This window comes from Pseudoroseicyclus tamaricis, from assembly GCF_012070395.1.
GTDB lineage: Bacteria > Pseudomonadota > Alphaproteobacteria > Rhodobacterales > Rhodobacteraceae > Pseudoroseicyclus_A > Pseudoroseicyclus_A tamaricis.
In genome coordinates this window covers 1-13,924 of the sequence record NZ_JAAFYS010000002.1, presented here as the reverse complement: position 1 = coordinate 13,924, position 13,924 = coordinate 1, and the positions used below count along the sequence as shown (strand labels likewise).

Below are 13,924 nucleotides of genomic sequence, written 5' to 3'. Positions count from 1 at the left end.
AAGGGGAGCCGGGGGGCCACATGCTGCGATTTCTCCTAGCCCGCGTGGTGACGATGCTGTTCACCGCGCTCTGCCTGACACTCATCGTCTTCGCCCTGACCAACCTCGAGCCCAACCTCGAGAAGGTCGCCAAGTCTGAGGCCGGGTCACGTATCTCCGACGAGGAGGTGGTGAGCTGGCTGGAGCGGAACGGGTACGGCCAGCCGACGCTGGTGCGCTACGGCGAATGGCTGGGCGTGCTGCCCGGCTGGCAGATCGAGCAGGCCGACGGCTCCGTCCGAGGCCGCTGCATCCCCATCGGATCGGACCCGGAAATCGCGCCCGACTTCTGCGGCGTGTTGCAGGGCTACTGGGGCGAGAGCACCGTCTTCAAGCAACCGGTGAGCGAGATCATCTCCCGCTCGCTGGCGCTGACCGGCAAGCTGATGTTCTGGGTGATGGTCGTCATGGTCCCCGGCGCGCTGCTCCTCGGCGTGCTCGCCGGGATGCGCGAGGGCTCGCGGACCGACCGCTCCCTCTCCGCCGTGTCGATCCTCACCACGGCGACGCCGGAATACGTCTCCGGTGTGCTGCTGATCACCATCTTCGCCTCCTCCGCCGTCGGGCTGCGCTGGTTCAACGGCTCGGCCACCAGCGCGATGGAGGATGCCAACTTCGTCAACTTCACGCTGCCGGTCGTCACCATCGCGCTCTACGGGATGGGCTACATCGCCCGGATGACCCGCGCCTCGATGACCGAGGTGATGACGGCGCAGTACATCCGCACCGCCCGCCTCAAGGGCGTGAAGTTCCGCAACATCGTCCTCCGCCACGCCCTGCGCAACGCGCTGATCGCCCCCTTCACGGTGATCATGCTGCAGTTCCCATGGCTGCTGAACGGCGTGGTGATCGTGGAGACCCTGTTCAACTACAAGGGCTTCGGCTGGACGCTGGTGCAGGCGGCGGGCAACAACGACATCGAGCTTCTGCTCGGCGTCTCCGTCGTCTCTGTCTTCGTGGTGCTCGTCACCCAGCTCATATCCGACATCGGATATGTCTACCTGAACCCCCGCATCCGGATCAGCTGAGGAGGCCCCCATGGAAGCGCTCACCTGGGCCGGTCCGACCGGCACGTTCCTCGGCCCCATCGGGCTGATCCTCGTCATCGCCTTCGCCGTCGCGGTGGTGGCCATGCTCGTCCTCTCCGTCGTCGCGGCGCCGGAAGCGGTGCGCACCGGGCGCGATCTCGCCGCCCGCCCCTCCGGCGCCTTCGGCCTCTCCGAGGCGGCGGTGCGCTGGACGGGGCTGGCGCTGCTCGGCTACGTCGTCGTCTGGCTGATCGCCGGCATCGTGCTGCCCTACGGGCAGGCGGGCATCATCGGCGCCGTCATCAAGCGCTTCCTGCCCGTCTGGATCGCTCTGGCGCTGACTTTCGGCCTCTCGCTCGCCTTCAAGCGGAGGTTGGGCCTCTACGGCAAGCTCTTCGACTCGACCATCGGCATGATCGGCTTCGGGCTCGTGATGTTCTGGGTCTTCACCGCCGCCTTCGCCGGCCTCTTCGACTGGGTGGCCACCCACCAGCCGCTGACCGCCGTCTCGGGCCTGAAGAACGAGGTCCCCGGCGTGCCCATGCCGCAGGCGGAGGTCGTGGGGCCCGGCGCGCACTACCTCTTCGGCGGCGACAACCTCGCCCGGGACGTCTTCAGCCGCATGGTCTACGGCTCGGTCATCGTCATCGTCATCGCGCCCTTCGCGACGATCTTCGCCTTCATGGTCGGCATCACGCTCGGCCTGCCGGCGGGCTATTACGGCGGGCGGCTGGACATGTTCCTGAGCTTCCTCGCCAACCTGATCCTCGCCTTCCCGGTGATCCTGCTGTTCTACCTGCTGGTGACGCCGGAGATGGTGCAGACCGGGCTGCCGAGCTACATGGCCATGGCGCTCTTCATCTTCCCGCTGATCTTCGCGGCGGTCTTCATCAACTCGCGCTGGCACACGCAGCCGAAGGTGCGCACGCCGATCCTGATCGTGGTGCTGGCGGTGCTGGGGATCGTCTACCTCTCCGCCATCTCGCAGCGCGGCACGCCGCTGAACTTCCTCCCCGGCTGGCTGGATCTCTTCAATATCCCGGGCGGCATCCTCGTGGTGTTCGTCTCCGTGGTCTTCGTGAACTCGCCGACGGTCTTCCGCATCGTCCGCGGCCTCGCGATGGACATCAAGACGCGGGACTACGTGGCCGCCGCCCAGACCCGCGGCGAGGGCCCGTGGTACATCATGCTCTGGGAGATCCTGCCGAACGCCCGCGGGCCGCTCATCGTCGATTTCTGCCTGCGCGTGGGCTACACGACGATCCTGCTCGGCACGCTCGGTTTCTTCGGCCTCGGCCTGCCGCCTGAAAGCCCCGACTGGGGATCGACGATCAACCTCGGCCGGCGCCTCCTCTCCATCTACCCCCACCCGGCCATCGTGCCGGCGGTGGCGCTGCTCTCCCTCGTGCTCGGCCTCAACCTGCTGGCTGACGGCCTGCGCGAAGAGAGCCTGAAGGACTGACGATGGACCAGTTCAACCCCGCCGGTTTCGTTGTCGGCATCGCGATCGGGATCGCCAGCGGGGTGGCGATGGACAACATCGCGGGCGGCATCGCCATGGGCGCGGGGCTAGGCGTGGCCTTCGCCATCGCGATGGAGCAGGGCGACAAGAACAAGAACGACGACGACGATAAGGAGTGACGCCATGACGGACACCGCCTTCGCCCCCGAGACGCCCGCGGCGCAGCAAGAGCCGCTGCTCGAAATCGAGCGCCTCTCCATCTCGTTCTTCACGCGCCTGCGCGAGATCCCCGCGGTGATGGACTTCTCTGCCAAGGTCATGCCGGGCGAGGCACTGGGGCTGGTCGGAGAGTCCGGCTGCGGCAAATCCACCGTGGCGCTCGGCGTCATGCAGGATCTGGGCGTCAACGGGCGGATCGTCGGCGGCTCCATCAAGTTCTGCGGCGAGGATCTCTGCACCGCCTCGCTGGACGAGCTGCGTCGCATCCGGGGCCGCGAGATCGCCATGATCTACCAGGAGCCGATGGCCTCGCTGAACCCGGCCATGCGCGTCTCCCAGCAGCTCATGGAAGTGCCGATGATCCACGAGGGCATCTCCGAGAAGGAGGCCTATGCCCGCGCGCTGGAGGTGGTGACCGACGTGCGCCTGCCGGACCCGGAGCGCATCCTCAAGAGCTACCCCCACCAGCTCTCCGGCGGGCAGCAGCAGCGGATCGTCATCGCCATGGCGCTGATGAGCAAGCCCAAGCTGCTGATCCTCGACGAGCCGACGACGGCGCTCGACGTCACCGTCGAGGCGGCGGTCGTCAAGCTGGTGAAGGATCTTGGCAAGAAATACGGCACCTCGATGCTCTTCATCTCCCACAACCTCGGGCTGGTGCTGGAGACCTGCGACCGCATCTGCGTGATGTATTCCGGCGAGGCAGTGGAGCGGGGCGACATCGGCGACGTCTTCGACAAGATGCAGCATCCCTACACGCAGGCGCTCTTCCGCTCGATCCCGCTGCCGGGGGCCGACAAGAACGCCCGGCCCCTCATCGCCATCCCCGGCAACTTCCCCCTGCCCCACGAGCGCCCGCCGGGCTGCAACTTCGGCCCGCGCTGCGATTACTTCGTCGAGGGGCGCTGCGACGCGCAGGACATCCCGATGTACCAGGTGGATGAGCACGAGCGCCACGAGACCCGCTGCATCCGCTACGAGGAAATCGACTGGGCGGCGCCGCCAGAGGCCGTCGTGAAGAAGGAGAAGGGGCAGATCGGCGACGTGGTGCTCCGCATGGAGAACCTCAAGAAGTACTACGAGGTCGCCGCCTCCTCGCTCTTCGGGCGCGGCGGCGAGACGAAGGTGGTCAAGGCCAACGAGAACATCTCCTTCGAGGCGCACGAGAGCGAGACGCTCGCCATCGTCGGCGAGAGCGGCTGCGGCAAGTCCACCTTCGCCAAGGTCCTGATGGGGCTGGAGGTGGCGACAGACGGCCACATCATCCTCGACAACCGCGAGATCGGTGACACGCCGATCGAGAAGCGCGACACCCGCACGATCGCCGACGTGCAGATGGTCTTCCAGAACCCTTTCGACACGCTCAACCCATCGATGAGCGTGGGGCGGCAGATCATCCGCGCGCTGGAGATCTTCGGCTACGGCAAGAACGATGGCGAGCGGCGCGAGCGGATGCTGACGCTGCTCGATCTCGTCAAGCTCCCCCGCGCCTTCGCCGAGCGGATGCCCCGCCAGCTTTCCGGCGGGCAAAAGCAGCGTGTCGGCATTGCCCGCGCCTTCGCCGGGGATGCCCGCATCGTGGTGGCGGACGAGCCGGTCTCGGCGCTGGACGTCTCGGTGCAGGCCGCGGTGACGGACCTGCTGATGGACATCCAGCGCGAACAGAAGACGACGCTGCTCTTCATCAGCCACGATCTGTCCATCGTGCGCTATCTCTCCGACCGCATCGTCGTCATGTACCTCGGCCATATCGTCGAGACGGGTACGACGGAGCAGATCTTCGCCCCGCCCTACCACCCCTATACCGAGGCGCTCCTCTCCGCCGTGCCCATCGCGGACACGCGGGTGCAGAAGAAGGAGATCGTGCTGGAGGGCGAGATTCCCTCGGCCATGAACCCGCCGCCCGGCTGCCCCTTCCAGACGCGCTGCCGCTGGAAAAGCCAGGTCCCCGGCAACAAGTGCGAGACGGAGCTGCCCCCCTACCGGGACCTCGGCGACGGCCACCGGTCCCTGTGCTGGCTGGACGACGCGCAGCTCGCCTCGATGGAGCCGGTGATCAAGGTGGCAGCGGAGTAAGGCGCCGCCGCCCCTTGAAGCTGGAGCGGTCGGGCACACCTCGAGAGGCAACAGCCAAGGAGCCGCCCGATGAAACTCTACAACGCCCCCATGTCTCCCAACGCCATCCGCGTGCGCGCGCTGATCGACGAACTCGGCCTCGATGTCGAGATCGTCGACAAGGACATGCGCTCCGGCGAGATGAAGGAGCCGGGCTTCCTCGCCCTGAACCCCAACGGCAAGGTGCCGGTGCTGGAGCTCGACGACGGCTCCACCATCTGGGAAAGCCGCGCCATCATGGCCTACCTGGCCGCCGTTGAGGGCAGCCCCCTCTACCCCGCCGACCCGCGCGCCCGGGCGGAGGTGGACCAGTGGCAATACTGGCATGCCGTGCACTTCGCACCGACGGCGCAGGCGGTGTTCTTCGAGCGGCGGCTGAAGCCGAAATTCGGGATGGGCGAGCCGGACGAGAGCAAGATCGAGAAGCAGGTTGCCGATACCGAGCACCTCCTCGACGTGCTGGAAGAGGGCCTGACGGGGAAGGACTACGTCGCCGGAGAGCTCTCCCTCGCCGACCTCTCCCTCGCCTGCACCATCGCCACCCTCGCCCCCGCCGGCATCCTCCTCGCCGGCCACCCGGCGCTGGAAGCCTGGCACCTGCGGCTGATGGAGCGCGCCTCCGTGCAGAAGGAGATCGCGCCGGTGCTGGAGCTGTTCGCCTGAGGGTAGACGTCCGGATCCGGGCGGTGGGGTTTGCGGGCTGACGGCGGCGCCCGTTGCGCCCAGTCGTAGGGTGGGTTTCCAACCCACCTTTCGCGCAGGCTCCGCTCTTTTCCTGCCCCGGTTCTGGCGCCTTCGTAGGGTGGGTTTCCAACCCACCGCCGCCACTTCCTCCCCCGCCCGGTACGCGCCAAAGGCGCAGGGCGAGCGCCGGCCCGTCCCGCGGGCTGGCGCTCTGTCTGGGCTGGGTACTCCGCTCAAGCTAGGGAGGGCCTTGGCCGGCATAAAGCACTCCCGCGGAAACGTCGGTGCGCCACCCCACGTGCCGGCGCTCGCCCTGCGCCTGCGGACGGAGCGCCCGGTGGTGGGCCGGGCCGTGGGCTGAACCCCACCCTACGGTGCCCGGCCGCCCTCCCTCCTCACCGCGCGATCCGCATCTCCGCCCGGAGCCCGCCGAGACGCATTGACTCACCGAGAACCAGCCGTCCGCCGTGGCTCTGCGCGATATCGTCCACGATGGCGAGGCCGAGGCCCACGCCCGCGCCGCCGCCGCCCTGCCCCCGCGCCGGGTCGAGGCGGGCGAAGGGGCGCATGGCGGCGGCGCGCTGGCTCTCGGGGATACCGGGGCCGTCATCCTCCACCACGAAGGCCAGCCAGCCCTCCCCCGCCTCCAGCGCCACCTCCACCCGGCTGCCGTAGCGCAGCGCGTTGCCGATCAGGTTGTCGAGCGCCCGCCGCACCGCCATCGCCCTCAGCCGCGCCGGCCCCGTCTCCGCCACGGAGCGCAGGTTCACGTCCCCGCCGCCCCGCTCCGCATCCGCCGCCGCGCGGCGCAGCAGCTCCGCCGGGTCGGCCTCCTCCTCCTCGTCGGCGCTGTCGCCGCGCGCGAAGTCGAGGAAGGCGGCGACCATCCGCTCCATGTCGCGGACGTCGCGGCGGAGCGGCTCTGCCTCCTCCTCCGGCAGGAGCTCCAGCCCCAGCGTCAGGCGCGTCAGCGGCGTGCGCAGATCGTGGCTGATGCCGGAGAGCATGAGCACCCGCGCGTCCTTCTGCACCTCGATCCGCTCGCGCATGTCGAGGAAGGCCTGCCCCGCCTGCCGCACCTCCACCGCGCCGCCCGGCCGGTAGGGCAGCACCCGCCCTTTCCCGTAGGCCGCCGCCGCCGCCGCCAGACGCTTGATGGGGCGCAGCTGGTTGCGCAGGAAGGCAAAGGCGATGAGCGCGAAGACAGCGCCGAAGAAGATCGTCCAGATCAGCAGCTGGTGCGGGTTGGAGGCGGAGACACGGGTGCGGCGGAAGGTGAGGCGCATGTCCCCCCACTCCGTCCGCACCCAGGCCCGCACGCGCCGCTTGTCCCCGAAGCTCACCGCCTCCAGCCCCGGCAGCGCCTCGCGCAGCATCCGCGCGACGATCCGGCCCGAGAGGTCCCACGGCCGCCGCACATCCTCCCCCGGCCGGTCCGTCACCGGCAGGGAGACGGCGAGCTGCAGCGCGTAGCCCAGCTCCGCCGCGCGGATCTGCGCCTCCGTCTGGCTCGGCGCCGCCGCCACCTCGCGCACCGCCAGCCGCAGGTCGTAGAGGATGGAGCGGGTCATCTGCTCCGTCACGCCCTCGTAATGGCGCTGGACAAAGCTGACGGAGACGAAGAGTTGCAGAAGGACGACCGGCAGGATCAGGATGAGCGCCGCCCGCCCGTAAAGGCCGCGCGGCAGAAAGGGCTTGAGCCAGGTGAACGCCATGCCGAACGCTAGCGCCGCGCCCCGCGGAGCGGAAGGCGCATGAGCGCGCCGGCCCTCCCCGAGCCGGTCGCCCCCGGCGTGATGCGGCTGCTGGCGCCCAACCCCTCGCCGATGACCTTCCGGGGCACCAACAGCTACCTCGTCGGCGACACGCGCCTCGCGGTCATCGACCCGGGCCCCGATCTGCCCGCGCACCTGGAGGCGCTGCTGGCGGCCATCGCCGGTCGCCCGGTCGACGCCATCCTCGTCACCCACGCGCACCGAGACCACTCGGCTCTCTCCCCTTCCCTCGCAGCCGCCACCGGCGCTCCCGTCCTGGCCTATGGCCCCGCATCGGCCGGCCGCTCCCCGGTGATGGCGCGGCTGGCGGCCGAGGGCCTCACGGCGGGCGGTGTCGACGAAGCATTCCGCCCGGACCGACGCCTCACCGACGGTGAGGCCATCTCCGGCCCCGGCTGGTCGCTGGAGACGCTCTGGACACCGGGCCACATGGGCAACCACCTCAGCTTCCGCCTGGACGACATCATCTTCACCGGCGACGTGGCGATGGGCTGGGCCTCCTCCATCGTCGCCCCGCCCGACGGCGACGTCAGCCAGTTCCTCGCCTCCTGCCGCCGCCTCTGTGCCCTCTCCCCCCGCCGCCTGCTACCAGGGCACGGAGAGCCGGTGGAGAAACCCGCCGAGCGCCTCAGCTGGCTGATCCGCCACCGCGAGCGGCGAGCGGCGCAGATCCTCTCCGCCCTGTCGGACGGCCCCCTGACGGTGGACGACCTCACCACCCGCCTCTACGGCGACATGGCCTGGTCCCTCCGGGCGGCAGCCGCGCAGAACGTCTTCGCGCATCTCATTGATCTGGTTGAGAAAGAAGTCGTCGCGACCATGCCACGCCTGGCATCCGACGCCCGCTTCCAGTGCCGCTGAAATTTTCGACCGGTTTGCCGTTTACACCCTCCTCCACCATTGCTATATCGCCGCCGGTGTTCCGGCGTAGCTCAGCGGTAGAGCAGTTGACTGTTAATCAATTGGTCGTAGGTTCGATCCCTACCGCCGGAGCCAATTTCTCCCTTAAGTCGTTGATCTGACACCTAAACCCCGTTCGTGGGTTCGGCTGTGTCGCACATCGCGAAGTCGATCACGGTCCGGGCCGCGTCTCATGGAGGCGCGAGATGACGATCCAGACCCACATGTTCCGGCGCGGCGCCGTCTGGACCTGGCGCCGACGGCTGCCCCCACAATCCACAGGTTCCTGCTCGGTCCAAGTCTCCTTGCGGACGACATACCTCCGTCTCGCCCGTAAGATGGCCCGGACACGGAGCATGGAATTCGACAGAACGCTGGATACCGCCTACCCCTCCGTCCCTTCGCCGGACGCCCTGCGGCCTTCGTGCGGAAGAAGCGGGACGATCTGCTGGCGATGATCGAAACCAAGCGGGTCGTCTCCCGGGGGTTCGGCGAGGACATGGACGAGCACCGTCGGGGCGAACAGGCCACGATGATCGCCGCGCGGCTCATCGCCCGGGACGGTCGCGGCGCCCGCGCGACAGCGGACAACGTGTCCGCCCTCGGCGGCAACGGGCATGACGAGGACTTCGTCGCGATTGTCGAACAGATGCTGGCCCTCTTTGCCGCCGAAGAGGTCGACTATGGCTGGCGGAACAAGCACACCGCCCTCTTCACCCGGACAACCGGCGAACACGTGGGCACGCCGCTCGCGGAGATGATGGTCTTCGAGGCCGTCCACCGCGCTCGGGCGATCGCATAGCAGGCAGCCCTGATGCTGCCCGATGCGCGCGCGACGCAGGAGGCCCGCGAGGTCGATGCCGCGGTCGCCGATATGCTGGATCCCGCTGCCGTTTCCGGGTCCGCTGAAATGCCTCCGCCGTGCGGGAAGGCCGATTCCGCGGAGTCGAGAGACGGTGCTCCCGACGAGACTTGGAAAACGCCGGAACCTGCGGAGCCTGCGGCTCTGTTCCCGGTCAAGAACGCTCTCGAGCCGGAGACCAGCTTCAAGGAGCCGCACTACGGAACCACCCTGGCGGACCTGCTGGAACGTCTGACCAGCGTCGGCCGGCGCAAGGGCTTAGAGCCGGCGACGCTGAAGCAATACGCCGCCACCGTCCGGCTCTTCAGGCAGCTGACCGGCGTCACCGATATCCGGGACATCCGGCAGCTGCACTTGTCGAGATTCGTGGACCTCATGGCGGCCATCCCGAAGGTTTTCGGGAAGCGGAAGGGTGACGACGCCCTCGGGCTCGACGACATCCTCGAGAGAGCGAACCGGCTGCCGAAGTCGGAGATCGGCCTGTCGGCCGCGACGATGAACAGGCATCTGGGCAATCTTGAACGTCTCATCGCCCGCGCGTCGCTGCACGGGATCGAGCTCCCCCATCGGCTCCAGTTCACTGGGCTCAAGGCGACCGACAAGCGCCGGGCGCGGGACCGCCGGTCCACCTTCACCGACGAGGAGGTCCGCCGGCTCTTCGGCCATACGATCTGGTAGGGCTGCGCCGGACGGTCGAGGCGCAACTCTCCCGGCGATCGGGTGATCGCGACGGGCTTTATTGGGTCCCGCTGATCGCCGCCCTAACCGGGGCACGGCGCGAGGAGATTGCGGCCCACACGACGAGCGACGTTCGGCAGGAGGGCGACATCTGGGTCTTCGACGTGAACGACAATGCGAACCGGAGGGTGAAGACGCACTCGTCCCGGCGGAAGGTTCCGATCCACAGCGCCCTGATCGAGCATGGCTTCCTCGACCATGTCAGGTCGATGCGAAAGCGGGGGCTGACCGATGTCTTCCCCGAGCTCCGCCCGAGCAAGCCCGGCGACAGGTTCGGGGAGAAGCTCGACTACAACTTCAGGAAGGCCCTTGAGACGGTCTTGGACGGCAATCCCCGCAGGCTCTGCTTCCACGCCTTCCGCCACTACGTGAAGCAGCAGCTTGACGGCCATCCGTCCGTCTCACCCAAGGCCCGGCGGGACATCCTCGGCCATGAGGCCACCGACGTGCATGACGGGGTCTACGGGACCGAGGCGACGCTCCGGGAGCTGCAGCGGGCGATCGAGTTGCTCCCGTTTCCGCTCGCCACGGAGCATGGAGACTAGCCGGTCGAACAGCATCGCGATCGGCTTTCAGCCCGGCGATCGCGCGACGGACGACTGTCCGCCGCACGCAATGCCGGCATTGAAGTTCACTCCGACACTTCGCTGCCGGCTTCGTCGGAGGCGGTCACACGGGCCGGCGTGCTGGTCGCCTGCTTCCCGGTCGCCACGTCCTCCGACTGCGCTGCCACCTGCTGCTCGAGCAGGACACGCAGATCGCGGACGAGGTCGACGACGCCCGCGACGACCTGCCTGGAATCCCGGCCTCCGTTGCGCTCGTCGTCGAAAATCGACGACATTTCCTTGAAGAACCCGATCAGCAGGTCCCTGCGGCACTCCGGCACCTTCAGCGAGACGTGGACGTATCCGCGCTCCTTGTCGCGCTCGCGGGACTTTGCGGACGTCTCTGCGCTTTTTTTCTGCCGGTCAAGCGCCGCCTGCATGAGGTCGTTCCTGGAAGGCATCTGCATGGTTCATCTCCTTGAATGTGATGGCCTGCCATGAGATTAGCCGGACCCTCCGAAAATCTGCGGATGCATCGAGCCCGGCCTCACATGACAGCTACGTGATCGGCGCTTCGCTGTAGCGGAGGGCCCGGATGATCCTTCCTAGGTCGCCGGTTTTGGATTTTCGCAGACCTGCCCGACACTCCCTCCTTCAAGCAGTCGCAGGACCCCGGGGTATCCAGGTCACGCGTGACAGGAGCGGGACGAAATGGACGAGACAGGCACCCGAGAGGCCGATGCGCACGACGAGAAGCGCAAGCGGTGGGAAATTCACGTCACTGCGGCGGAGCGGGCATTCATCACCGAGGCCGCGCACCGGGCGAAGTTGACCATCGGCGCCTACGTGATTGCGCTGGCGTCGAAGAGCCAGATCCTCGTCCGGAGCGACTGGGAAACCGGCGTCGACCGCCTCACCGAGGTGTCGCGGCTGCTGGGCGATCTGTCGCGGAACCTGGACGCAATGCCGGATGCCCTCGACCGCCTTGAGATGACGGCGCAGCTGCTGTCCATCGAACGGCAGATCGAGAGGCTGGCCGCGCCGTGGCTGGGCGGGGCGGACGACGGATGCTGATGCGGCGCGGCGCGGCGCGGCGAACTTCAGCTATGAGCCACAAGTTCCAATGCTGCGCGGTTCATGAATGTCGGCTTCGGTGATCTACGCCGCAGCTCCTACATTCTGTTTCGAAGGGATCTACACGTGGCCTCCTGCGTGTTTTTTAAGCTCGCAAAAAGGCAAATGAAACAATCAAGCCTTTCTTCAGTCTTTTCTAGGATAACTTTTAAAGTCCCAAAGCCTTGCGGGCGCACCTGGCGTCGAGAACTTCCCCAGCGACATCGCCGAATGAGCATTCGTTCTGGAACCATTCTGTCATCTCGGCTGCACATTGATCAACTGTGGCAAGCGTCCGCAGGTCGCCGAATACTGCTCCGCCAGTGTTCTACCGAACATTGGCTGCAACGAACACGTCCTCCGTCCCGCCCTCTCCATTGGAAATGCCCGGGAGGAATCGCAGAAAGCGGCGCATTCCTAAAGTGATGTTGCCATCCGACATGCGGTAGACGGAGATAAACAGTACAGGCCACTCGTTTTCGCCCATTTCCCAGTTGGCGAAGTAATCGTATCCCGATCGACGGGCGCCTATCTCTATCCCGTTTCCTCTTTCCGCTTGCTCTTCGGCGGCCATCGCCGCTTTTGCATTGTTCCTCACTGGCTCGGAGACGTCGTGGTCCGAGAAGACGAAGCGGACACCTCGGAACGCTTCCGGATCATGGTGGAGCAGCTGCAGCAGCGCTGGAAGATCCTCGGATGTGAGCGCCGAACCTTGGCCTACCGTAGCGGCACCGAGGTCCGACAAATGCTCTGGCGCTCCCGTGAGAGCAAAGGCGTCTACGGGCACCGCCCGGCGGTATCGCTTCTCAAAGGTCGATACGGCGTTTCGGTACGATTTGCTTTTGGGGGGAAGCCAAACCCCGTCTTCGATCCTCTCACCGGATGACAGGGCGGCGCGAGAGGCGTTGGCCGAGCAGACTACCGCACCCTTGTCTGACGCATAAACCTTCGCGTGCATCTCCCGCTCGGGGAGATGGCGGAGGCGGTCGTTGCCCGGCGCTCCGCCGACGCTAAGCGCTCCGCGCACGGTTCCGCCCATGCGCAGGTCGCACACGACGCGTAGATCCTCGGGCGGGACGCCAGCTTCGAACAGTTCCTCCGCCCACGTCGGTCCAAGGAAAGCGACGCACATCCAGGGTTCGCCTCCAGCCATTACCTTTCGAATGCGCTTCGCCAGTCGTTCGCCGGTCAGGTATTTCACGCCTATTCTCCTCACTCTCTACCCCCCAAGGTAGATATTCCGTACCGGACGGCATCGCGGATGTGTATCCGGACTGTTCCACTCGCCTATGGCCTCTCGAAACAAGCAGACCTTCTCGAACGGGTGTCGAATGTCTGCTCCGTCCGCTTAGCCGACATTGGACTTCCGGAAATGCTGCGCGAAGCTCGAGCGACCGCTTCGGTGAAGCTGCGCCGCGGCGTTGTCACGCAGTCCCAAGGTCGGCTTCGGGCTCGAAGCCGACCTTCTTCGCTGTTTCGTGCTACGATGAGCCGTCGGCTGGAAGCCGAGGACGTGGTGGGCACGGTGGATTGGAGGATCCGTCATGTCTAATACAAACCTGCCAGCCATCCGCGCCTGCCGTCCCGCTTGGAACAAGGGGCGCATCGTCGGCCAGAAACGACCTCTCCAACCGAAGCACGTCTGGGCCATCCGGGTACGGCTCGAGATCGCTCAGCGAACTCGCGAATTGGCGCTCTTCAACCTTGCCATCGACAGCAAATTGCGAGGGTGCGACCTGGTCCGCCTCAAGGTGGCCGATGTTTATGCCGCGGGACAGGTGAAACACCGCGCCGCGATCTCCAGAGCAAGACACAGACGCCCGTATCCTTCGAGATCACCGAGGGCACGCGATGAGCAATCGCGACTTGGCTGGACGCTCCGGTGATGGCCGGATCGGAGCACCTTTGGCCGGGGAGGTTCCACGAGCGGCTGCACATCTCAACTCGGCAATATGCTCGGCTTGTCCGCGATTGGGTGACCTCGATCGGCCTCGAGCCAAGCGCCTACGACACCCATTCCATGCGCCGAACCAAGGTGGCGCAGATATACCGCAAGACAGGCAACCTGAGGGCGGTGCAGCTCCTGCTCGGCCACACGAAGATGGACAGCACGGTGCGCTACCTTGGCGTCGAGCTCGAGGATGCTCTGGCGATCGCCGAGGCAGTGGAGATCTGGAGCTGAAGGGCCGGCCGGTCGAGGCCGGCCCGAAGCCGACCTTGGGACTGAGTGACAACGCCGCGGCGCAACTTCACCGAAGCGGTCGCTCGAGCTTCGCGCAGAATTTCCCGAAGTCCAAAGTCGGCTAAGCGGACTAAGCGGCCATTCGCATTCAAATCAGGAGAGCATGACCGGTCAGAATACTGCCGTTCGCAGCTTCTTCAGAAGCGGCCGAGCTAACCTACTTCTGGGAGAGCAATAGCCGAACACCGAAGCCCGCAAAAAT

General features: G+C 66.7%; 14 protein-coding genes, 1 tRNA gene and 1 pseudogene. 13 read left to right on the top strand and 3 right to left on the bottom strand.

From position 1 onward, the window contains the following. Positions 1-20: 20 nt before the first annotated feature. The 5 genes from GY170_RS06425 (at position 21) to GY170_RS06405 (ending at position 5,526) form a co-directional block, all read left to right on the top strand. Complete coding sequence (locus GY170_RS06425) at positions 21-1,067, top strand: ABC transporter permease (RefSeq protein ID WP_163891248.1); 1,047 nt, start codon at positions 21-23, stop codon at positions 1,065-1,067. Between the two features lie 10 nt (positions 1,068-1,077). Beyond that, the gene (locus tag GY170_RS06420) at positions 1,078-2,529 is read left to right on the top strand and encodes an ABC transporter permease (protein ID WP_163891246.1); all 1,452 of its coding nucleotides are present in this window, start codon (positions 1,078-1,080) and stop codon (positions 2,527-2,529) included. A gap of 2 nt (positions 2,530-2,531) precedes the next feature. Then, positions 2,532-2,708 carry a hypothetical protein gene (locus GY170_RS06415; RefSeq protein ID WP_167803300.1) on the top strand — a complete coding sequence of 59 codons (177 nt, stop codon included), beginning with the start codon at positions 2,532-2,534 and terminating at the stop codon, positions 2,706-2,708. A gap of 4 nt (positions 2,709-2,712) precedes the next feature. Further along, a complete protein-coding gene (locus tag GY170_RS06410; RefSeq protein WP_163891244.1) occupies positions 2,713-4,824 on the top strand; it encodes a dipeptide ABC transporter ATP-binding protein in 2,112 nt (703 codons plus the stop codon). A gap of 69 nt (positions 4,825-4,893) precedes the next feature. Then, on the top strand, positions 4,894-5,526 hold the full coding sequence (locus tag GY170_RS06405; protein ID WP_163891242.1) for a glutathione S-transferase family protein: 633 nt from the start codon (positions 4,894-4,896) through the stop codon (positions 5,524-5,526). A gap of 416 nt (positions 5,527-5,942) precedes the next feature. On the opposite strand, the gene GY170_RS06400 is transcribed toward GY170_RS06405, so the two are convergent. Continuing rightward, positions 5,943-7,262: an ATP-binding protein gene (locus GY170_RS06400; protein ID WP_163891240.1), complete on the bottom strand. Its 1,320-nt coding sequence runs from the start codon at positions 7,260-7,262 to the stop codon at positions 5,943-5,945. Between the two features lie 39 nt (positions 7,263-7,301). Here GY170_RS06400 and GY170_RS06395 point away from each other — a divergent pair, with 39 nt between their 5' ends. The 6 genes from GY170_RS06395 to GY170_RS06375 all read left to right on the top strand — a co-directional run bounded on the left by GY170_RS06395 (position 7,302) and on the right by GY170_RS06375 (position 10,367). Further along, a complete protein-coding gene (locus tag GY170_RS06395) occupies positions 7,302-8,183 on the top strand; it encodes an MBL fold metallo-hydrolase (RefSeq protein ID WP_163891239.1) in 882 nt (293 codons plus the stop codon). 60 nt (positions 8,184-8,243) lie between these two features. Further along, positions 8,244-8,318 (top strand) — tRNA-Asn (locus GY170_RS06390). A gap of 110 nt (positions 8,319-8,428) precedes the next feature. After that, a complete protein-coding gene (locus GY170_RS18700; RefSeq protein ID WP_394351482.1) occupies positions 8,429-8,680 on the top strand; it encodes a DUF6538 domain-containing protein in 252 nt (83 codons plus the stop codon). Continuing rightward, positions 8,677-9,024, top strand: a complete 348-nt coding sequence (locus GY170_RS06385; RefSeq protein WP_163891237.1) for a hypothetical protein — start codon at positions 8,677-8,679, stop codon at positions 9,022-9,024. The genes GY170_RS18700 and GY170_RS06385 overlap by 4 nt, the downstream gene beginning before the upstream one ends. Positions 9,025-9,036: 12 nt before the next feature. Then, positions 9,037-9,762, top strand: a complete 726-nt coding sequence (locus GY170_RS06380) for a hypothetical protein (RefSeq protein ID WP_163891235.1) — start codon at positions 9,037-9,039, stop codon at positions 9,760-9,762. Between the two features lie 188 nt (positions 9,763-9,950). Further along, a complete protein-coding gene (locus GY170_RS06375; protein WP_167803299.1) occupies positions 9,951-10,367 on the top strand; it encodes a site-specific integrase in 417 nt (138 codons plus the stop codon). A gap of 86 nt (positions 10,368-10,453) precedes the next feature. On the opposite strand, the gene GY170_RS06370 is transcribed toward GY170_RS06375, so the two are convergent. Continuing rightward, on the bottom strand, positions 10,454-10,834 hold the full coding sequence (locus tag GY170_RS06370; protein WP_163891231.1) for a hypothetical protein: 381 nt from the start codon (positions 10,832-10,834) through the stop codon (positions 10,454-10,456). A gap of 244 nt (positions 10,835-11,078) precedes the next feature. Between GY170_RS06370 and GY170_RS06365 the strand changes: the two genes are divergently transcribed. Further along, positions 11,079-11,441 carry a plasmid mobilization protein gene (locus GY170_RS06365; RefSeq protein WP_163891229.1) on the top strand — a complete coding sequence of 121 codons (363 nt, stop codon included), beginning with the start codon at positions 11,079-11,081 and terminating at the stop codon, positions 11,439-11,441. A gap of 367 nt (positions 11,442-11,808) precedes the next feature. Here GY170_RS06365 and GY170_RS06360 read toward each other — a convergent pair whose 3' ends face one another. Beyond that, entirely contained in the window at positions 11,809-12,681 is an 873-nt protein-coding gene (locus GY170_RS06360; RefSeq protein WP_163891228.1) for a hypothetical protein, read from the bottom strand. A gap of 343 nt (positions 12,682-13,024) precedes the next feature. On the opposite strand from GY170_RS06360, the pseudogene GY170_RS06355 reads away from it, so the two are divergent. Further along, a pseudogene (locus GY170_RS06355) lies at positions 13,025-13,662 on the top strand (tyrosine-type recombinase/integrase). The last annotated feature ends 262 nt before the right edge of the window (positions 13,663-13,924 follow it).